At 36.9% G+C, this 22,360-nt stretch carries 16 protein-coding genes; 8 read left to right on the top strand and 8 right to left on the bottom strand.

Going from position 1 to position 22,360, the window contains the following annotated elements; translation table 11 throughout:
* Positions 1–11 precede the first annotated feature (11 nt).
* Positions 12–1,331: a Na+/H+ antiporter NhaA gene (nhaA, locus tag WC644_12385; GenBank protein MFA5012733.1), complete on the bottom strand. Its 1,320-nt coding sequence runs from the start codon at positions 1,329–1,331 to the stop codon at positions 12–14.
* Positions 1,332–2,186: 855 nt separating this feature from the next.
* Between nhaA and WC644_12390 the strand changes: the two genes are divergently transcribed.
* From WC644_12390 to WC644_12410, 5 genes are read left to right on the top strand one after another with little or no spacing between them, the layout of a single operon-like run.
* On the top strand, positions 2,187–2,996 hold the full coding sequence (locus tag WC644_12390; protein MFA5012734.1) for a hypothetical protein: 810 nt from the start codon (positions 2,187–2,189) through the stop codon (positions 2,994–2,996).
* Positions 2,997–3,034: 38 nt separating this feature from the next.
* On the top strand, positions 3,035–3,583 hold the full coding sequence (nuoE, locus tag WC644_12395) for an NADH-quinone oxidoreductase subunit NuoE (GenBank protein MFA5012735.1): 549 nt from the start codon (positions 3,035–3,037) through the stop codon (positions 3,581–3,583).
* A gap of 25 nt (positions 3,584–3,608) precedes the next feature.
* Complete coding sequence (locus WC644_12400) at positions 3,609–5,387, top strand: NADH-quinone oxidoreductase subunit NuoF (protein ID MFA5012736.1); 1,779 nt, start codon at positions 3,609–3,611, stop codon at positions 5,385–5,387.
* A gap of 25 nt (positions 5,388–5,412) precedes the next feature.
* Entirely contained in the window at positions 5,413–9,033 is a 3,621-nt protein-coding gene (locus WC644_12405; GenBank protein ID MFA5012737.1) for an FAD-dependent oxidoreductase, read from the top strand.
* Positions 9,034–9,047: 14 nt separating this feature from the next.
* The gene (locus WC644_12410; protein MFA5012738.1) at positions 9,048–9,503 is read left to right on the top strand and encodes a ferritin family protein; all 456 of its coding nucleotides are present in this window, start codon (positions 9,048–9,050) and stop codon (positions 9,501–9,503) included.
* Between the two features lie 75 nt (positions 9,504–9,578).
* Here WC644_12410 and WC644_12415 read toward each other — a convergent pair whose 3' ends face one another.
* The 5 genes from WC644_12415 to WC644_12435 form a co-directional block, all read right to left on the bottom strand.
* On the bottom strand, positions 9,579–9,878 hold the full coding sequence (locus WC644_12415) for a 4Fe-4S binding protein (protein MFA5012739.1): 300 nt from the start codon (positions 9,876–9,878) through the stop codon (positions 9,579–9,581).
* 114 nt (positions 9,879–9,992) lie between these two features.
* Complete coding sequence (locus WC644_12420; protein ID MFA5012740.1) at positions 9,993–11,729, bottom strand: GNAT family N-acetyltransferase; 1,737 nt, start codon at positions 11,727–11,729, stop codon at positions 9,993–9,995.
* Positions 11,730–11,783: 54 nt separating this feature from the next.
* Entirely contained in the window at positions 11,784–12,722 is a 939-nt protein-coding gene (locus tag WC644_12425) for a hypothetical protein (protein MFA5012741.1), read from the bottom strand.
* 105 nt (positions 12,723–12,827) lie between these two features.
* The gene (locus WC644_12430; protein ID MFA5012742.1) at positions 12,828–14,741 is read right to left on the bottom strand and encodes a prolyl oligopeptidase family serine peptidase; all 1,914 of its coding nucleotides are present in this window, start codon (positions 14,739–14,741) and stop codon (positions 12,828–12,830) included.
* Positions 14,742–15,170: 429 nt separating this feature from the next.
* Complete coding sequence (locus tag WC644_12435; GenBank protein ID MFA5012743.1) at positions 15,171–16,016, bottom strand: CPBP family intramembrane glutamic endopeptidase; 846 nt, start codon at positions 16,014–16,016, stop codon at positions 15,171–15,173.
* 376 nt (positions 16,017–16,392) lie between these two features.
* On the opposite strand from WC644_12435, the gene WC644_12440 reads away from it, so the two are divergent.
* From WC644_12440 to WC644_12450, 3 genes are all read left to right on the top strand, one after another.
* On the top strand, positions 16,393–17,175 hold the full coding sequence (locus tag WC644_12440; GenBank protein ID MFA5012744.1) for a site-specific DNA-methyltransferase: 783 nt from the start codon (positions 16,393–16,395) through the stop codon (positions 17,173–17,175).
* On the top strand, positions 17,172–17,957 hold the full coding sequence (locus WC644_12445) for an MvaI/BcnI family restriction endonuclease (GenBank protein ID MFA5012745.1): 786 nt from the start codon (positions 17,172–17,174) through the stop codon (positions 17,955–17,957). Before WC644_12440 ends, WC644_12445 begins: the two co-directional genes overlap by 4 nt.
* 323 nt (positions 17,958–18,280) lie before the next feature.
* Entirely contained in the window at positions 18,281–18,979 is a 699-nt protein-coding gene (locus WC644_12450) for a hypothetical protein (GenBank protein ID MFA5012746.1), read from the top strand.
* A 2-nt stretch (positions 18,980–18,981) separates the two neighbouring features.
* Here the strand turns inward: WC644_12450 and WC644_12455 are convergent, their stop codons facing one another.
* Together WC644_12455 and WC644_12460 are read right to left on the bottom strand one after the other, a co-directional pair.
* The gene (locus tag WC644_12455) at positions 18,982–21,243 is read right to left on the bottom strand and encodes a YCF48-related protein (protein MFA5012747.1); all 2,262 of its coding nucleotides are present in this window, start codon (positions 21,241–21,243) and stop codon (positions 18,982–18,984) included.
* A 134-nt stretch (positions 21,244–21,377) separates the two neighbouring features.
* Positions 21,378–22,313 carry a hypothetical protein gene (locus WC644_12460; GenBank protein ID MFA5012748.1) on the bottom strand — a complete coding sequence of 312 codons (936 nt, stop codon included), beginning with the start codon at positions 22,311–22,313 and terminating at the stop codon, positions 21,378–21,380.
* Positions 22,314–22,360 lie beyond the last annotated feature (47 nt).

Consider the following 22,360-nt stretch of genomic DNA (forward strand, 5'->3'; position numbering starts at 1 on the left):
ACTGTTCTGTATTAACCCTTTTTTAATATCATGTATCCTACTATTCCCGAAAACAAAGATCCGGTTATTATTCCTATCTTTGCAAAATCAATCAGTTCCTGATTGTTGAATGCCAGCGAACCTATAAATAAACTCATCGTAAAGCCAATCCCGGCTAAAAATCCGGTTCCGATAATCTGTCGTAAACTCGAACCCGTAGGTAATACTCCTAATCCAAGCTTCACAGCTGCCATCGAAAATAATCCTACACCAAGTACTTTGCCTATAAATAAGCCGGCTATTATTCCTAAAGTTACTCCGTTTATTACACCGCCGCTTACTCCTCCCAATGATACTCCGGCATTTGCAAGTGCGAAAACAGGCATGATGAAAAATGCAACGTATGGATGTAGTTTATGCTCAAGTCTGTGTGCTGGGGCTGTTGCTTTTTCGCAATTCTCTTCTATTGTGTATAGTACTTCGTTCACTGACACCGAAATCCTGTTCTCATCCTTAACAAGATCCCTTTCTTTCATCTCTGCCAGTGCATCGCTTGTTTCATCAAAAAACTTCTTGCCGTTCATTCGAGTCTTTGTCGGTATCGTAAATGCAAGTACCACACCTGCAATCGTTGCATGCACGCCGCTCTTCAAAAATAAAAACCATAGTACTAATCCGAATAAAATATACACAAGCGGTGACTTAATCTGCAGGTAATTTAATACTATCAAAATTATAAGCACTATTCCTGCAGCACCGAGCATCATTAAAGAAATATTTGTTGAATAAAAGACGGCAATAACTATTACTGCACCAAGATCATCAATTATTGCAACTGCTGTTAGAAATATTTTCAGCGCAAACGGTACTCGGTTACCAAGTATTGAAAGTATTCCTATTGCAAATGCAATGTCAGTTGCCATCGGAATACCCCATCCTTGTGCAGCTTCGCCTGTACTGTTTATCGAGAAGTAAATAATAGCAGGAAATATCATCCCGCCCAATGCCGCAACAGCAGGCATTACAGCATTCTTTACACTCGATAGCTCTCCTATGAGAAGTTCTCTTTTTATCTCAAGTCCTACAACGAAGAAAAACACAACCATTAAACCGTCGTTTATCCAGTGTAAAAAATCTTTCTCAATCTTAAATTCACCGAAACCGAAACTTACCTTGCTTGACCAGATGCTGAAATATGATGAAGCTAGTGGACTGTTTGCCCATACAATAGCAACTATTGCAACTGCGATTAATAATAAACCGCTTGCTTGCTCTAATTGAAAAAACCTTATGGCAGGCTTTAAAATTTTACGAATCCTCGGATTCTCTACTACTTCTATTTTCTTTTTCATTCCTTTTCAAATTATTAATTGTCTCGTAATTATTTTTATAAATATTATATAATTATGCAAAGATGATAATTCGATTTGCTGTCAATTCATTCAAATAAATCGGGTATCATCCGAATCGTTTATTATTGTGCTTTATTCTGTCATCAGTCGAGATGCTCCTCGAACTATGTATTTTGCTGTTTTATCAATTAAAAGCTTTATATTTATAACCAAATAAATCTGCTTTTTGTTCAAAAATCTGGTGGAATTATCTATTTATTTTTTATATTATGCTGTGTTTTTACTAAAAAAATCATCTGAAATCAAAGGAAATACAAAAAATATTATTCCGATCTTGATTTGTGGAACTCAATTACTTATATTTGTGTTATTTTAAATGCAATATAATTAAAATATCAAAAACACTTCATCTTTTCTGGATAAGTTGAGAATAATAATCCATTCCTAACTCCGGTTCATATCCACTTCAACTCCACTTCCAATTCACTATAATTATACATTATTAAGTCCTTACTTAGGGGGCGTTCGGTCATAAACCCGTCTTACTAACTTATAATCATACTGTCAATAAACTTAAATTGTACTTCCCTTCACTGTTGTTTTATGTTCTACCATTATAGTAATTTATCCTCATTTCTCTTTATTTAATTCAATCCGTAAAAAAATCATCAACCTTCATAAAATATGTTTTGCATTTTGATATTACCAATTTCTAATTATATTGAATAAAGTAATTAATTAATTTAAGAATGACTTTCCCGAATAGATATGTCATTTTTTAAAATTTAAATATACAGTTATATGTATAATACTCTTTCCCTGAGTCTTAAGTGTCCTCATTGTAGTAAATCTTTGATGGATTCTGAAGTCCTCATCGATAATGAAGCAAGTATTGCCTTACAAATCGAAATTGCCAACACGAAAGGAAAAATAAACCTCAGCTCTATCTACGGTAGTTTTAATTATTCTTCAGCTGTTGAAAATCCTGTCGATAGAATTGCTGTCTTCTCTTGCCCGCACTGCGGCAAGGATATTAAATCGGCCTCGTCGTGCAAACTATGTAATGCTCCTATGGCTTCTCTCGTACTTGATATCGGAGGGAAGGTTAGCTTTTGTACTCGCTCGGGATGCCGGAATCATACTGTCGAAATAGAGGACCTCAATAATGCTCTCAGAAAATTTCACCAGGTTTACGGTTTCGAAAGTTCTCTGCCCGAAAGAAAGCCCGATGAAATTCATACCCATGTACATGTAGATGAGAACTTGGAAATTATTGAAGCAGGAACTTTCCTTCAGGCATATTGTCCGCATTGCAGGAAGAGTTTGATAGAAGCTGAAATGCTTAAGTTAAAACTCGTAAATGATAAAAATGAATCCGGGGATATTTTGCTCAGTCCGTACCTGAATGTATTTTCTGCTAAATCAACCTTGTTCCTTACTGAGGGGAAACCTGTTGGTGATTTACGATGCTTTCATTGCGACCATACTTTAATGGTCGAGAATAAACAATGCCATTCCTGTGGGTCTCCTATTTGTGGCGTCTCTATTAGTGCCCGCTCTAAGCTTATTGACTTTTTTATCTGCACTAAAAAAGGATGCAGATGGCACGGACTTAGCGAAGAGGATATTAACAATATCAAACTTGATGAAAGCCTTGAATGGTAGTACGCTGTTTTAATTTATTATATTAATTATATTTTCTTATGAGAGTCTTACGTATAAATAAAAAAGAGGTTAAATCCGTAACTAAAAAGGCGGTCGACCTAACACTTCTCGACACTTTAATATACAAATACAGAAATAAAAAGGGTAATCTTATCCCTCTGCTTCAGGGCACACAGAATATTTTCGGTTATATTCCTAAAGAAGCTTTTTATTACATCTCAAAGAAAACAGGTCTGAGAATCAGCGATATGTATGGTGTTGTTACTTTCTATGCACAGTTCAGATTACAGCCTGCTGGCAAATATATAGTGAGGATGTGTCATGGTACTGCATGCCATGTTCAGAATGTTAAAAAGGTTACGGAAGATGTCCATAATTTCCTTAACGTTAAAGACGGCGAAACTACTGAAGACGGTGTTTTTACACTCGAAACTGTCGCATGTCTCGGCTGCTGCTCTCTCGCTCCTGTTATGATGATTAGCAAAGAAACCTATGGTAAACTTAGCGGAAAGAAAGCTGTCGAAGTAATTAAGGAAATTAAGCGTAAGGAAACACTCGCTGCAAAACAGCAAATTTCAAATAATTAACGATAGAAAAGAAAATTTTTATTATATGTCTCAAACACAAATAATAGTCGGTCTTGGTAGCTGCGGTCTTGCAGCAGGTGCAGGAAAGGTCTATGATGAACTTCTTAGAATTCGCGAAGCCGATAATCTCGATTTTAAACTTAAGAAAACAAGCTGCATCGGTATGTGTTTTAAAGAACCGCTCGTTGAGATTATTGATGATACTGGACATTACCTATACGGTGAAGTTGATGTTAAAAAAGCAGATGAAATAATCGAAAAACATCTTGTGAATTATACTCCTGTGAAGGAATATCTTGTGAAGTCCGATGTCATCGAAACAGGATTTAATCAGTATTTCGATGGTCAGGTTAAAATTGCTCTGCGTAACTGCGGTTATATAGACCCTGAAAGCATTGAGGAGTATGAAGCTCGTGGCGGTTATGAGGCTTTTAAAAAGATTGTGAACGAAAAGTTTAGCTCTCAGGACGTTATCAAAACCATTCTTGATTCTGGCCTTCGCGGTAGGGGAGGCGGTGGTTTCCCGACAGGTTTGAAATGGAAGTTTGCTAACAACAGCCAATCCAAAGAAAAGTATATAATCTGTAATGCCGACGAAGGTGACCCGGGCGCTTTTATGGATAGGTCGGTCCTTGAAGGCGACCCGCATTCTGTTCTCGAAGGTATGATAATAGGTGCTTATGCTATCGGAGCAGGCGACGGTGTTATTTATTGCCGTGCGGAATATCCCCTCGCAATCAAACGTCTTAATATAGCAATCGAACAGGCCCGTGCAAAAGGTTATCTTGGAAAGAAAATACTCGGTCTCGATGATTTTAATTTCAATATCTACATTAAAGAAGGTGCAGGTGCATTCGTATGCGGTGAAGAGACTGCTTTAATCGCATCCGTCGAAGGTGAACGAGGTATGCCTCGTAAACGTCCTCCATTCCCCGCAGTCTCAGGCTTATGGAAGAAACCGACTAACATTAACAACGTGGAAACATACGCAAATATTCCTTGGATAATTACTAACGGAGCCGAAGCTTATGCTGCTTATGGTACCGAAAAAAGTAAAGGGACAAAGGTTTTTGCTTTGACAGGCAAGATTAAAAACGGCGGACTCGTTGAAGTACCTATGGGTATTACAATTAAAGATATAATTTATAAACTCGGTGGTGGTATAATAGGTGATAAGAAGTTCAAAGCTGTTCAGCTTGGCGGTCCGTCAGGTGGCTGCATTCCTGAATATCTTTCTGATACTATTGTTGATTATGATTCCGTTAACGCTACAGGCGCTATTATGGGCTCTGGTGGTATGGTTGTCATGGATGAAACAACTTGTATGGTAGATGTTGCAAGGTTCTTTCTTGAATTTACTTGTAAGGAGTCCTGCGGAAAATGTACATTCTGCCGTGTCGGTACTAAACGTATGCTTGAAATCCTTACCCGTATTACTGAAGGCGAAGGTCGTCCCGATGATTTGGAAAAACTTGAAGAGCTTGCTTACCAGATTAAAGATGCCTCTCTTTGCGGACTCGGTCAAACAGCACCTAACCCGGTTCTAACTACTATTAAGTATTTTCGTGATGAGTACGAAGCTCATATCAATAATAAAAAGTGTCCTGCTCTTTATTGTAAGAAACTTCTTACTTATGAAATTATTCCCGAAAAGTGTACGGGTTGTATGGTCTGTAAGCGTGGATGTCCTACCGAAGCAATTACGGGCGAAAAGAAACAGGTGCACTTTATTCATCAGGAAAAATGTATTCAGTGTGGCGATTGTTACTCTAAATGTAAGTTTGATTCTATTGTTGTTTATTGAATTCAAAATCAAAGTTTCTTTTTAAATGGATAATAAATTAAATATAATTCTTAACGGTAAAATTGTTACGGGATATGAAGGCGAGACTATTCTGCAACTTGCTAATCGTCACGGTATTGAAATTCCTACTCTGTGTAATGACGAGAGACTCACTCCGTTTTCCTCTTGCTTTGTCTGTGTCGTTGAAGTAGAAGGTACACGTGGTCTTCAGCCCTCCTGTTCTACCAAGATAGTCGAAGGCATGAAAATTAATACCGATAATGAAAAGGTACATAAATCAAGAAAATCTGCTCTCGAGCTACTCCTTTCGAATCACTATGCCGATTGTATGGCTCCATGCAAACAGACTTGCCCGGCAGGCGTTGACGTTCAGGGATACATTGCCCTTATTAACAAAGGAATGTATCGCGATGCTATAGGACTCATCAAACAAACGAACCCTCTTCCTGCAATATGCGGTAGAGTTTGCGTGAGACCATGTGAAGTTGCCTGCAGAAGAAATCTACTCGAAGGTAAAGGCGTTGGAATTGATTATCTGAAAAGATATGCTACAGATATGGATTTTGAATCAGGCGATAAATACATGCCTGAATGCAAACCTGCTACAAGTAAAAAGGTTGCTGTTATCGGTGCCGGACCCGGCGGACTTTCTTCTGCATACTATCTTGCACTCGAAGGACATTCTGTCGATGTCTTTGAATCAAGCCCCCATCCCGGCGGTATGCTTCGCTATGGTATCCCACCTTATCGCTTACCGAATGATATTATTGATAAGGAAGTAGAAAGCATCGAACAGATGGGTGTTAATATTAATTATAATATAAGACTTGGCGATTCGCTCAGTTATAAGGACTTGAAAGGTAAATATGATTCCGTAATTCTCGCTATTGGCTCACAGAATGGTACGAGCATCGGTTGCGACAATGACAAGGCGAACGGTGTGTACTCAGGTATCGATTTCCTTCGCAATATGGAGATGACAGGCCAGAAATATGACTTTTCAGGAAAGAGAGTGGCAGTCATCGGCGGTGGTAACACTGCTATGGACTGTTGCAGAACCGCAATGCGTTGCGGTGCTTCTAAAGTTTATATTATTTACCGCAGAACTGAAAAGGAAATGCCGGCGAATCCGATTGAAATTCATGAGTCGAAACTCGAAGGTGTTGAATATATGTTCTTAACTGCTCCGGCAAAAGTAAACGTTAACGATGATGGTAAACTTAATTCTTTATCATGCTATAAAATGGAGCTCGGTGAACCGGATGCCTCAGGCAGAAGAAGACCTGTTAAAGTTGATGGTTCAGAGTTCAACGTTGAACTTGATATCATACTTGCCGCTATCGGTCAGAAGACTGAAGTTAACTTTATCGACGATATTAATAAATACTCAGATGAAAAACTCATTGTGAATAAATGGGGTGATATTGATGCAAATAAAAAGACCCTGCAGACTTCAATAAAATCTGTTTTCGCATGCGGTGATGGTGTTACTGGTCCTGCTACGCTTATTGAAGCTATTGCTCAGGGTAGGAAAGCTGCAAAGAGCTGTCATCAGTACTTATCTGACTTGCCTATTACTGGTGACAAGTATGAGTTTATATCTAAACGTGAAAATTTTGAGAAGCAGATAAAAGATGATTATTTAGGAAAATACGCTGAACAACTTAGAAAAGAAATGCCGACTCTTGCTCCTGAAAAACGCAGTAATTTCTTTGAAGTAGAACTTGGATATTCTCACGAAGCAGCTCATGAAGAAACTAAAAGATGTATGGAATGCGGTTGCACAGAATACTACACTTGTGACTTAAAGAAATACTCAACTGAATATGAAGCTGTGCAGACAAGGTTTGACGGTGAATACAAAAAATATGATGTTGACTTCAGACATCCCTTTATTGAAATAGATAATAATAAATGTATCCTGTGTTCTCGTTGTATTAGAATTTGTAAAGATGTTGTGGGTGCAAATGCTCTCGGTCTTGTTAACCGGGGATTCGAGTCTTACGTCGCTCCAAGCCTCGGTGAAAGCCTTCTCGATACTGATTGTGAATCTTGCGGAATGTGTATTTCTACATGCCCTACAGGTGCAATAACTGAAAATTTCAAGTTTAAACCGGGCCCTCTCGAACTCGATTCATTCGAATCAATCTGTAATTATTGCTCTGTCGGTTGTGCGATTAGAATACACCATAAAAATGGATTTGTTATGAAAGTAACAGGAGTGAGCGGTGAAATTAATAAAGATGAAAATATCTGTCGCTTCCCAAAATTCGGATACAGATACCTCAATGACGGCAAACGAATTACTAGACCTTTAATTAAAGTAAATGGAACGTTTCAAGAAACATCTTTTGAAAATGTATTCGATGTTATTAAGATGAAAATTCAATCTGTTTTGCCTGATGAAAATGCTTTCTTTGCTGGTGCTCGGCTGACAAACGAAGAATTATTCCTTATTAAAAAATTATCAGCTTCAGTTAAATCAGTTAATACTTCAAGTTTTCACTATTTAAATAGGGGAGATGGTTACTTAAACATAACCGAAGCTAACGTTCCATTCTCTCAAATTAATGGCTCGGGTAGAATCTATCTTCTCGGTTCTGAAGTAAATTATGAAAACCCCGTTGTTGGGTATATGGTCAATAATGCAAAAACACAATACGGTGTAATAGTCAGTGTCATTACGGATAAAGAGTGTGACAGAACTCTGAACAAAGCAGATAAAATCATTAATGTTGATTCATATTACTGCTTTATAAAAGCTGTTAATCATTACATACTATCCAACAGTATGGAAAACAGTGTTTTCATAAATGATCGTGTAAAAGGTTTTGATGAGTATAAGAAAAATATTCTCTCTCTGGACTTCAATGATCTTGTCAAACAGTCCGGAATAGCTTCCAAGAATCAGCTCGTTGAGTTTATTGAAGAGTTTAATAATGAACCGAATGCAATGCTCATCTTTGCAGAGAAGAATGTAGCATCGGAAACAGCTATGGAGATTTTCAATCTTATGCTTATTACTGGAAAACTCGGAAAATCATCATCTGGGCTTATTTCTCTGAAAGAAAAGAACAATTCTCAGGGACTTTTTGATATGGATATTTATAACGGTAATATTACATCTGAAAAGTTCAATAACCTGAAAAACCTATTCATATTTGGCGAAGATCCCGTTGGTTGTTCTTACAACAAAAATGAGATCATCGCTATGCTGAATAAGTCGGATTTCAAAGTCGTTCAGGATTATTTCATGACCGATACTGCATCTCTTGCGGATGTAATCCTTCCTGCTTCATATCCATTTGAAATAGGCGGTAGCTATTCCAATACGCAGAAGTATATTCTCAATTTTGACGCTGAATCTGTGTCAAAACTTGAAAAAGATTCTGTCACACAAATAATAGAATTATTATTTTTATTTAGTGATAAGAAAAATACAGTTCAGTCTGAGGATATTTCTCTTGAAATTGCATCTATGTTGAATGATAAAGTGGAAGGCAATGTCGAAAGTTTATATTCTTTGAAAATAACAGCAGAAGATTCTAAATCGAAGTTATTCGATTATGGTTGCGATTATCTTACGAAACGTTTTGAACTGTACTTCGACACTCAAATTGAAGAATCAAAAGAATTATTAAATTAATTTAAATTACTTTAATGGATAAATTTGAAAATATTGACGATGTCCTCGAATTTGCAATGGATTCTGAACAGAAAGCCGTTGATTTCTATAATCAGCTTGCCGAGAGAGTGAAGAATAAGGATATGAAAAACATCTTCCTTGAGTTCGCTCAGGAAGAAGTGGCACATAAAGCTAAGCTAAAAAAGATAAAAGAGGAAAAAGTATTTATCGCTTCTTCGGAAAGCATTTCGGACCTTAAAATCAGCGATTATGTCGATTCTGTTGTTATTAAACCCGATATGAGCTATCAGGAAGCGTTAATTGTTGCAATGAACCGCGAAAAATCTTCCTTCAACCTATACACACGTCTCTCTCAGAAAACCGACATTCCTGAACTGAAGGCTATATTTCAAATGCTTGCACAAGAAGAATCTAAACATAAACTCCGTTTTGAAATGGAGTACGATGAATTTGTTCTTCGGGAAAACTAATTAATTTTTCATATAAAGAGAAAAGCTCTTTCACCATCGAGTGAAAGAGCTTTCTTCATTTAGAACTAAAATCTATTATCTGCCTACACTGTCTAAATGTTCCTTCTTTGCCATGAGTTGTTCTTTTGTTTCTGCATGGTCGGGATCCAATATAATTGCTTCTGTAGGACATGCTGGTATACATTGGGGCTCATCGTGAAATCCTACACATTCAGTACATTTATCGGGGACGATATATGTATGTTCGTCTGAAAGTGATGGTTTCGTCTCGCCGCCTATTACCCAGTCTTTTCCTGCTTCATAAATTGCATCGTTTGGGCATTCTGCTTCGCAGGCTCCGCAGGCTATACATTCTTCAGTTATCTTTACTGCCAAAGTATTACTCCTTATTTAATGATTAATTTATTAACATACAAATTTAGCAGAAATATTATTAAAATTAAATTCAATTATTAGGTACCTTTTGATTAACCTGGACACCTTAAAATTTTACAAATTTAATTCCATTTTTATTGTCGGTCTTTCGTACCGGGTTTTTGTGTTTGCATCGTAATTTACTTCTTCAAATCCAAGCTTTTTGTACAATTTGACGGCTTTTTCAAGTTTTAAACTCGTTTCCAGCACAATTTTCACCGCTCCGAGTGAAACAGCTTTTTTAATTGCTTCCTTCGCAAGTTTTTTACCAATTTCTTTTCCCTGATATTCCTCCGATACTGCCATTTTGGTCATCTCATATTCTGCATCATTGATTCTTTTTACTGCAACTGTCCCGCATATTTTACCCTCTGCTTTTGCAAATAATATGAATCCTCCCTTATTTATTATGTACTTTTCCGGATTGTTAAGTATCATTTCATCCGCTTTTTCTACCTCAAAGTATTTGTTCAGCCATTCTAAATTCAAATCTTTAAAGTGCTTTTTTAGTTTGCTCGAATAATCAACTATCTTTACCGTTTTCTGTCGTTTCACTATTACCAGTGTGTAATCATCTTTATAGTATTCAGACTTGGAAAAGTTCTTTGTTTCTTCAATAATCTTATGAAGTAAATCACTCACCTGCATTTTTATTTTTGGTCTAATTACATCAATTAACTTATCTAGTCCGAATTCTTCTCTCTTGTCATTAAATACTTCTGTTACACCGTCAGTGTAAAGCACAATCTGGTCTCCCGGATTTAGCTTGGTTTTTCCCGTTTGAAATATCACGTCCTCCATTATACAAAGTGTTGGACCATGTAAATCAAGCAGCTCAATTTTTCCATTCGCTCTAAATAGCAACGGCGGATTGTGCCCGCAGTTAGTGTAACGGAAAGTATTGTTCTTTGTATTTAATATACCGTAAAATGCCGTTACAAAATCTTTCTTCCTCGTGAAGTCTGATAACTGATTGTTCAAATACTGCATTAAATCTGAAGGATTACTATACGTTTTTACGTGCGAACGCAGAAGCGCCCTGTATGCCGTCATTATTAGCGCTGCTGGAATACCGTCACCTGAAATATCAGCTACCGTTATTGCAGTATTGTCCTCATCAATTCTTATATAATCAAAATAATCACCGCCGATTTCATACGTCGGTATGCACAACCCCGCAAATTCATATCCTTTTATTTTAGGAGAGGTCTGCGGTAAAAGTCTCGATTGTACTTCTCTCGCAATCTGAAGCTGCTTCTCAACCTTTTCTTTTTCAAGTATTTGTGTGTGGAGCATTGCCCTCTCTATTGATATAGATGCCGCATCAGCAAAAAAACTCAATATCTCTAAATCGGTTTCATTGAATGCTCCTATTTTGTCGCTCTCCACATCAAGCGCACCTATTGTCCTGTTGTTCTTCCTTATCGGAACTACTATCTCGGATTTTGTCTGCCTCCTGCCCGGAATGTACCGTGAATCAAGCCGTACGTCGGGTATCACAAGGCTAACTCCTGTGCTGATAACATGCCCTATTAAACCTTTACCCGAGGTTAACATATCATCTTTTTCCGGCGGCAGGTTAAACCCCCTTTGTGCAATACCTGCTATGTGTTGTTTCGGGAAATTGTAATGTGGATGCGAAGATATATCTTGACTAAGTATAAATATTCCCGACGCATCGTGTTTTACAACATTCTTCAGTGCATCAAGAAGTTTATTAAGTATTTCATCAAGCTCTAAAGTATCCCTCATTTTATTCGAGATTTCCTTTAGTAGTTCATACTTTGTTTCCGCAGTTAATTTACTTTTCATTGTGATAAATTATCAATTTCCATTTCGAAAATTTAATGTTATTTCCGGTTTCAACTAATTTACTACCTCAAACGGCTCATTAAAGGAATCATTAGGCTTTATTAGTAGTTTCTTCCCATTGTAATCAAACACAAGATTAAACCTGCGGAGCGCATCATTCGATATTACTCCGTCTGCATACCTGTCTTTCGAACGCGAGTTTCCTTCAAAGAAAGTTGCTGTCACATCTCTGAATTCATACTTCCCGATTTTATAGCCGTGTATTCTTGCTGTCTTTCCATGCACGTCGCCGCTCAAACCGTAACCTCCGTAATCCGCTATATATTTTTCGGGAAGTTCGAACTTCATGCCTTCTTTTATCGTAAGCTCCAGCGATAGACTTGCCGCATAGTCAATATACACATCCAGCTTAACAGGTTCTTCTCCGGCAATCGAAAGTGATATATCAAGATGCGGTTTGTTATTTAAGTCAAATGTAAGAGGAATTACCTCCCAACCCGCCTCATCTATCGTATCAGTATTTTCGTGTAATGTAATAATTTTGTTGTCATAATCCACTTCAACTTTGTAGTGTCCGAAATAAGTATATCCTATCACGCCGTCTGCGGATGATTTCTTGAATACTTCGTTCTGAAGAAAAATAATCCTTTGATTCGTAAACTCACAGCTTCCCGAATTGAACGTCATCGAGTCGGACATTATTGCATTCGATGGTGGTCCGTCTCCGGCTCCCGGTATCTGAACCGACATTCTGTTCCTTATCTGTATAGAATCGGCAAGATCGCCGTTAAACAATATTAATCCGTCAAACCCGAACCCGCTGTCAAGTATCACGTCAAAAGTTCTTGATTCCCCAATATTTACTGGTACAAGCACTTTGTTGTTGACAAGTTTAAATGGGAAAGTATACTTTGTTCCTTTTTCAAATGCGGTGCAATTGAATGATGTAATGTGGAAAGATATTACAATTAAAAGTACATATAAGTTTTTCATGATGTACCCCTTCCTTTTTATTTATCTGATTATTATACGTAAATCTAAGTGTTATTGTTCAGTACTATTTCCGGACTAAACTTATACGTGGAATACACTCTGATATTATCTCATCACATTCTCAACCCATCTCAGATATTTTTCTACTGTAGCAATTCCCGGAAATTCGTGACCTTTGTCCGGTTCAGTAAGTAATTCAATCTTTGCACCCGTCATTTTCATCTTGTTTACAAAATCTAATGTCGCCTGCAATGTTACGTTTAAATCTTTTTCCCCGTGAAATATAAATATTGGTACATTCTTAAAAGAGCCAAGATTCTTTTCATCCGTAAAATCAGGTGCAAGCTCTGCCGGTGCATACCTTGAACCTATATTAGGTCCTCCGCTGAATACAGCTAATGCTTTGTATTTGTTCGGCGTTTCATAGAACGTTCTGTAAACTCCATATCCTCCCATCGAAAATCCTGTTAAAAGAATTCGTGTTGTATCTGCATTGTAATCTTCAGTCACAGCGTTAATTACTTCAGCAATATCGTCCTGTGCATTGTCTCGTGAGTATGCGTTCGATTTTCCTCTCCCAAGCGGGCCTGCTGCGATGAAATCTTTTGGAATTATTCCAAGAACTCCGCGTATATTATTCTCGTCCGATGCACTTCCGTGAAGATATACCATCAACGGATACTTTTTGTTCTTATCATAGTTCTCAGGCAGATAAACTACATACGGCTGTAAAGTACCGTCAACTTTCGAAAGGTAAGCCTTGCGTATGAAACCGGCGCTGTTCTCAAATGGGTCAATTCCCGTCTTCACAGTATTAATCACTTTGTTTAATCTCGATAAATTGATTCTCTCTGTCCTGCATGTCTCGTAAATTTTTAATGCTCTTAGTTTTTCACCTAATTCTTGTATCATAAATTGTATTGTACTATACGAACTCTTTGAAAGCACTTCCTTGTTTTTTTGCACTACATTTTCAAATTCCTTTTCGTCGAACTTTGGTAATATTGATAAACCATTCGCTCCTAAACTTAACCTATTCTGTGATTTCCATCTGAACATATACGCACCTTCAGGGGCTTGTTTGATGTTTAGCGTAAACTCATGCCTCGTTAATCCGAGTGTGCAATCATATTTCAACACATCAATAACCGCTGGCTTTTCGCCCGATTCCTGTATAATAAATACATTCTCTTTTATTGTTTCATTGGAAATTGTTATTGCCTCACCATTTATCACATTACCCTCCATAGTGTGCCCTTCTCTGAATGATACAAATGTTTGCGGCTTTCCTTCCATTACAGGTCTCTGAAATCGCATTATCTCATATTTCCTTTTCTGAAATTCCGCACCAGAATTATCATCCGATGTCTGATACCAGATTTGCCCCTTCGGTTCTACTGCCTTGCAAAACGTAAGGTTAAATCCTATTCCCTCTGAAAGCCATGGATGGTTTGGCTTTACGTCGGTCCAGGGCAGCAATAATTCAAAACTAATCTTTCCATCACCTTCAGCGAATTCGAGCTTTGTATCCGTGCTTGTCGGTAAAAATATTCTGTCAACATTGTAGTTCCAGAATATATGACGCGTCCATTCTTTATCTGGTGAGTTTACAGCTGAACAGGCAAGCTCATAAAATTCGTCCGCTGGTTTATTGTCAGTTTGAGGTTTGCAAATTAATAAAAGGAATCCGTCTCCATTCTGATATGCACGGTCTCGGAAGGTTAAAAACTCCGTCTTTGCCTCAATGTAAACATACAAAAACTCGGTGCCGTAACCAATTCTGTACGTTACCAATGGAGCCGCATCGTTTATCATCCTCGATATGTAAGAAAATTTCCTCTCAGGAAGTGATTCCAAATTCTTATCAATTACCCCGTCAATTATTGGTGTGGATGATAGAAAATTTATATCAACTTCGCTGACACTTGTATTAGTCTTAAGAGTATCTACAATCCACTGCGCATTGCTCTCTGAAAAACCGCAGATTAATGCAATTACAATTAGTATAACTCGTATCATTTTATCCCTCCCGCTATTGTATGATGATAAGTCTAATTTGAATACGCAACCGCACCTGAAAAGTTAAAACTCCGGTTCATCCCCAATTAAAATAATCTCTAATTGTGCCTTGGTGTTTTCGTGTTAAAAAGCTCTTAACATCAAAATTATATATTACTCTTTTCAGTGACCACTTTCAATCAATATATTCTATAAAACAAAATACGGGATTACATAATCCCGCATAAATATAATTACGAATAAAATAACAATAAACCCGAATTATTTCATATACCATCCTCTTGTTACTGTATACTGTCCCGAAACAAGTCCGTAAAAAAACACCCCGCTCATCAGTCCCGAATGCGATATTCCTTGGGAATCCAGTTAAACAATAAACAAAGAACAAATCAAATAGCTGTCAAAGAAACCGCAACTTGTTTTTCGTATCTATTCCTTTTCTTTGCCGCCTTTGAACAAAGTGATTATTATTGCCGATATTAAGCAAACAATCCCCGTCAGTATCCCGGTCTCGGATACAAAGTAAGCGGCAAAGTCCTTTTGCACTGTCATTTCCCAGAACATCCCCAACAGTATAATATTTCCGCTTGAATGAAGCACAACACCCGTCCACAAACTTTTTGATTTCTTAACAAGCATTGTTCTCATAAAAGAATACCCGACCAGTACAAGCGTAAACCCGGGTAATGCAACCCAAAGCGGAGTACCCTGACCGTAGAATCCGCCGATGATTGCAGGGAAATGCCAAACCGACCAGAACAACCCTACAATCAAAGAGGTAACAGGCACTGGAAATATTTTCAATAGCTTTGGCGTTAAAAATCCGCTCCACCCGATTTCCTCCCCAAGTACAGAAATACAAGTAAATAAGAATCCCAGCGTCATTTTTGAAAGAGCACCAACGATGAATGGTGCCGGCAGCTCAAATCCCAGCATCTTAGACCATTTGTAATTTACAACTTGATCCGCAGTGAATTCTGCAAGTCCCGAAAACCACGCAATTCCATAAGCAATTAGTGAAACAGCCAGAGGAAATAAATATGCATAACCCAGATATTTTATCTTCCCGGGCTTCCATCCGTAGCCACCGATTTTATCTTTATGTATTAAAGAAGTTATTATTGCAGAAATTGCGGGGGTGTACATCATCAGTAGTATTGCAGCAATATTCTCTTTTGCACCGCTGAACATCCAGAGAAAAACCCCTGTCGTCATTAATGACAATATCACAAAGAATATAATTACCTGTTTGGAAATCTCTTTTCTCTCATCCATAATGAAATCAATTAAATAATTTTATACCTTTAATAAGGTTTTACTGTCCATATCGTTTCAATCAAATACAATCAGATTCCATTCAAATTTCTTTTAAAAACTCTATTTACCACTTCCAGACTAAAATGACTAAATTCTTACAATTTATTAATTGTTTTTCTAATACTTATACTATTTCACCTTCCTTTCAATCTTTGCTCAGGAAGTAATTTAATATATGTAAAATAATTATTATGAATATCCTATGTTTTTCAGAGTGAATATTCGCATTTTCTATAGAATAATATTTATACAATTCTTATATTATTTGATAGAATTACATAAACTCTTTATTTTATGAAATGGACTTCATCTTTTGATTAACGAAAAACCTAATATGAAATTTCCGGATAATTTTATTAATAAAATTATTTGTGGTGATTGTTTAGTTACGATGAAGCAGATGCCCAATAAATGTCTGGATTTAGTTGTCACATCACCTCCGTATAATTTAAAAAACTCGACGGGTAACGGAATGAAAGATGGTAGGGGCGGAAAGTGGGCTGGTGCGGCTTTAGTTAACGGTTATAACAATTATGATGACAATATGCCTCATGAGAAATATGCGGAATGGCAGTATAATTGTTTAAAAGAAATGTTCCGTCTTATAAAAGATGATGGTGCAATCTTTTATAATCACAAATGGCGAGTCCAAGATGGCGTTATACAAGACCGCAAAGATATTATTAGAGATTTACCAGTCAGACAAATAATTATTTGGAAAAGAAAAGGCGGAATAAATTTTAATCCCGGTTATTTTCTTCCTACTTATGAAGTAATTTACTTAATCCCTAAACAAAAATTTAAACTGGCTCCGAAAGCAAATGCTTATGGTGATGTATGGGAATTTAAACAAGAAATGAATAATACTCATCCCGCGCCATTTCCTGTTGAACTTATCGATAGAATAATAGCTTCAACAACCTCTAAAATAATCTTAGATCCTTTTATGGGTAGTGGTACAACAGCAATAGTCGCTATGGGACTAAAAAGAAAATTTATTGGTATCGAACTTTCCCCCGAGTATTGCAAAAATTCTGAGGAAAGAATTGAACGGAATAAAAAACACAGTGAATTATTAAAGTATAGACCACTTACTCTTTTTCAAAAAACAGAATGAAAATTTTCACTAAGGAAAGTTTAATAAAAGAACTACAAGATATCGCAGCAAGAGGATGGATTGAAAATGCTAGACATGGAAACTCAGGCGGTATTGGAAATACTCTTGAAGACTTGTTAGGTATTACAGAAAATAATCTGCCGATGCCTAATGCAGCAGAGTGGGAGCTGAAATCTCAACGCATTAACTCAACCTCTCTTACAACATTATTACATATTGAACCATCACCAAGAGCAGTTAGATTTGTTCCGCAATTATTTCTTTTAAAATATGGTTGGAAGCATAAAGAAGCTGGAAAGAAATATCCTAAAAATGAAATGAGCTTTCGACAAACAATTCATGGGCTGTCAGCCAGTGATAGAGGTTTTATGGTTAAGATAAATAGAAACGATAAAAAAGTTTTAATTTCTTTTGACAACACAAAAGTATCATGCAAACATAAATCATGGTTGAAACAAGTTAATAAGCGAATAGGACTTAGTGAATTAAATCCTCAACCATATTGGGGCTTTGATGATTTATCAAATAAAGCTGGAACAAAATTGATCAATTGTTTTTATGTTCAAGCAGAGGTGAAAAAAGAAAACGATAAAGAGTATTATAGCTATTGTAAAGTTTTAATGTTACAGAAGTTCAATTTCGAGGGTTTCTTAAATTCTATTGAGAATGGAAATATTTTAGTAGATTTTGATGCAAGAACTGGTCATAATCATGGGACGAAGTTCCGTATGAGACAAAATTGTTTACCAGAACTCTATGAGAAGGTAACTGTCATTGTTTAGTTATTAAGAATTAAATCTTTTCCTATTTCCAAAAGCAGTGCTCGGGAACTCCCACCCGCTTAGTCGTGGAAAAATTCATTTTTCTATGATATAGCTATTATTACGAGGTTGTCAATTCTTAACAAAATAACCATATGTTTATTCAATATTTACACTCATCTCATACGCCTTTTATACGCCTTTTATTCGCAAATAAGACGCAATTCATAGGCGTTCCTTTACCCCCCGATGGTCAATGTCCAATCCTAAAAGTGCCAACGAACTGTTTAAATTCATGTAAACTTTTTGTATTTTTGTAATGAATAAACTAATATTTTTCATCTATGGCTATCATTAAACGCTCTCTGCTTGGTAAATTCTCAGGTTCTGCTGGTGATATGGTATTCTGTATCAGGAACGGAAAAAGATATTTCCGCAGTAAACCAAGCCCCCGTGACCCAAATAAACCAAAATCCCGGAAAACTAAAGACAATGAAAGCGGTTTCGCTTATACTTCCTCTTTTACTAAAGAAATATCTGAAAATAAATATTTAAAATTTATCTGGAAAAACTCCGATTTGTTCGGTGAGAATTATTACGGACGTATTTTCAGTGCAAATAGAAGTAAAACCCCCTCAACAGGACTTACTCCGAATAATATTATTTCTCCTCCTAATATCTACATGAAAACTAATGCTCTAATCTGGGATGATGATTATTTTTCTCTTGAATACTCCTTCGATAGTAATCCCGAAAAAGTCTTTACTTTACCCTATCAGGCAGTCTCTATTGTTTACCTCTATGACCCACGCAATCCTAAAAAAGATACTGCTTTTGATTTCTTGTCTTTCGAAGAACTAATTTCAGAACAATTTAACCATAAACCTAATACTGTAACATTTAAATTTACCGATGAGAATAAAAAATTATTATCGGAATTCAAAAAAGGTATAATTTATATATCCTTTATTGCAAATTATCCCGACCCGCAAAATATATTATGGACTTCTACCGATGCAGTAGAAATAAATTTGTTGCAGTAATTTTATTTCAGTAAAATCATTTTCCGTGTCTCCGAAAATTCGCCCGCAGTAATTTTGTAATAATACACCCCGCTCGTCAGTCCCGAACCGTCAAATGTAATTTTATAATCTCCCGCATTTAGCGTTTCATTAACCAGAGTCTGCACCTCTCGTCCCGTAACATCATAGATTTTTATAACAACATTACTGGTCGGAGACCCGCCGTGGCGGGGCAGCTGAAAACCAATAACTGTTCTTGGATTAAACGGATTCGGATAATTCTGCTTTAGTCTTATTGTTACAGGTACATTCTCCGATACCGTGTTTATTCCTGTCGTGAATATACTTGAGTTCTTAAAAATATAAGAATCTAAAAGTGTAACAGCATACAAAATACCGTCTTGCGATAAATAAGAACCGTATATGTCGCTTATGCTCGATTGTAAAAATTTCTTAGTCCATGAAAGGCCGCCGTTCGACGTGTAATATCCCGTACCGTAAGTACCCATCACCACGCACTCCTGCTGATTCCTAACTTCAACTGCATAATTTGTTATTACAGTCGTGGACGAAAAACTTACGTTCGACCATGGCGTTGCTCCGCCGTTAGTCGTTTTGTAAACTCTGTTATTCGAACCGACGCAGTATCCAGTTTGTGCATTCAGCATCTTTATATCGTAAAGTGAACCTGCGAGATAATTATCCCCCAATAGCGTCGAATCCCATACAGCCCCGCCGTTAGTGGTTTTCCATGCTCTCGGCCTGCTGCTCAAAAGCCATCCGTTGTTCTCATCCAGCATACAGGCACTGTATATCGTATTACCCGTCGTGTTTGCGTTTATCTTTTGCTTCGTCCAGGTTGTTCCCGAATTCGTTGTTTTGAAAATTGTCGAATCATTACCCGCAGTGTATCTCGAAAATAACCATCCCGTCTGCGCATTCACAAAATCGACTTTCGATAATATTATTCCTGCAGGCATATTCGGTATAACAAGCGAATCCCAGTTGACTCCGCCGTTAGTCGTTCTGTAAACTGCCGACCTATTCCCGCATATATATCCCGTGTTGTCATCTATCATGTCTATACTGTAAAACTCTGCATTCGACGTTGCAGAAGGTGAAACAACCGTCCAGTTATTGCCCGAATTTGTTGACCTTAATATCTGGTCTTGTGTAACCGTCGAAACGGACGGTGCTCCCACTGCTAACAGTACTCCGGCATTCGCCGACGACCAGACGTCCCGCATGTTTCCCGTTTTTAAATACTGTCCAAGCGGCTGCTTAAAAGTTCCAAGTGTTTGATGTATGGAACCCTTCGCCCCTACGGTTATCATTGTATCCGCCGTTATGGAGAAGTCAGATGAATAATATGAGTTGCTCCATAATGGCTGTGCCGAAGGTGCCATAAATGCTATCGAATCCCACGTGTCGCCATGGTTCGATGAATGGTATATGTAGTTCGAATTTCCCGTCAGATAAACAGTATTATCCCTGTATTTTATATCCGTGAAATGTATGTTTCTGTCAAAAAGTATTCCTGCCATGTTCGCCCAGGTATATCCTCCGTCATTTGTATATCTGCACCTGCCCCAGTCACCGCATGCATAACCTGTGTTTGCGTCTAAGAAAACAGCTTTGTTAAAATTAACTAAATTGCCAATCGGATATGTAGTCCATGAAAATCCTCCGTTAGTCGTTATGAAATTATCTCCAAGCTGGTTGAATACTATAAGTTTATTCTCCGTAAAAGCATGCAGTTCGTATGGATTTGAATAGCCCGGCGTCGTACCGATGTTGTTATTCCAGGTTATTCCGCCGTTCGTTGTTTTCATTAATCTGTAATCTGTTAATCCGCAGACTACATATCCCGTCAGATTGTTTATAAAACTTATTCCTGTAAATGTAGTGTTTGTCGGCGCAGGGTTGCCCGTACTGTCAAATGTCAAACCGCCGTCAGTTGTCCTTAATATACTTCCATACGAACCGATTACAATTCCCGTACTCTGATTAAAGAACCATGCGTTCCGTAAGTCTGCTCTCTGTATCGGTATTCCCGATGTTCGCCCAGCCGTGTGATTAACGAACCAGTTTGCGCCTCTGTTCGTTGTCTTGATAAACGTTCCTTTGCCGCCTATTGCATATATCGTATTCACATCCCACATCTTAACCCATCTAAGTTCGTTACCCTGCGGTGATTGATGAAGCCATTTCCAGTCCTGATAACTCTGGCTTAATGCTCCCGTTGCAAACAAACAAATTGCTAAGAAAATAAATAATGTTTTCATAATATTCATTTATTTAATACGATTTATTAATTTGATGAATAATAATCAAGAGAAAAATGTTTGTCGTTTATCTCAAATCTGGCTTTGTAAAAAATTAATAGCTAGGTTATTTGATGAGTTGGATATGACTTATACTACCTAATATTTTCTTTAAATAATTCATTTTTTTGATACTGTTCTTCAATCAATTCATCAACACTGCTGTTGTTTAGCTTTTGCTTAAGTGTATTAAAATGTTCTATCGCCTTTTCTTTCCCATTTGGTACTGACCAGAAATACGCCGTTGTGTTAGATATTAATGTCTTTAAATATCTTGACTTTGGATTTTTTTCAAGAAAAAACTCAATATCATTTAAAAATGATTCATCAAATTTATACTTACCAGATTCCCGAACTAAAAAGCTTAAAGATAATATTCTTCCAGTATAAACTGAAGTTGGATATTTGTAGAGAAATTCTATTGCTTTGTCAACAAGAATAACCCTATCTTCTTGATTTCTAGCTCTATTTTTAATGTATTTTTTCTCATAATATACAATATAAGAGAAATCCTCAAATGCTTGTTTCTCAATTCCCTCTGGTTCTATAATCTCAAATTCTATTGTGTTTGATTTTATAGTTTGCCCTAATCCATCTTTACAAACACCTCTTACTTTATACTTCCCATTCGAGAAATAACTGTATAATGATACCCCATCATCACCGCGGTAAAATTGAAGTGGAACATCATCAGAAATTTTTTCGTTAGGTTGTATTTTATTATAATAAAGTGGTAAATCTAAAGCAGGCATTCCTCCGTATGGTAATGTGGGTTTTTTGTCACTGCTGATTTCTGCATCGGAACTTAGAGTAACTTCATTAAAGTTTTGAACAGAATCTATTTTACTTCCCACATTAGTTATAGAGAATATGATGTCAAATTCTTCACCTTTTAAAAAAGTATTTTTTTCTACCGATATTTGAAAATCAAGATTAGATGCAGATGCTTTAATCCTTAAAGTGTCCCATAACGTACTTGCTATAATCAGAATTATAAAAGTACCAAGAATTAATTTAATGTATCTTTTCATACTTTTATTAAACTAATGAAAATTATTTTTCTAATAACATAAAATTT

The sequence above is a fragment of the Ignavibacteria bacterium genome (assembly GCA_041649015.1).
Lineage (GTDB): Bacteria > Bacteroidota > Ignavibacteria > Tepidaquicellales > Tepidaquicellaceae > CAIKZJ01.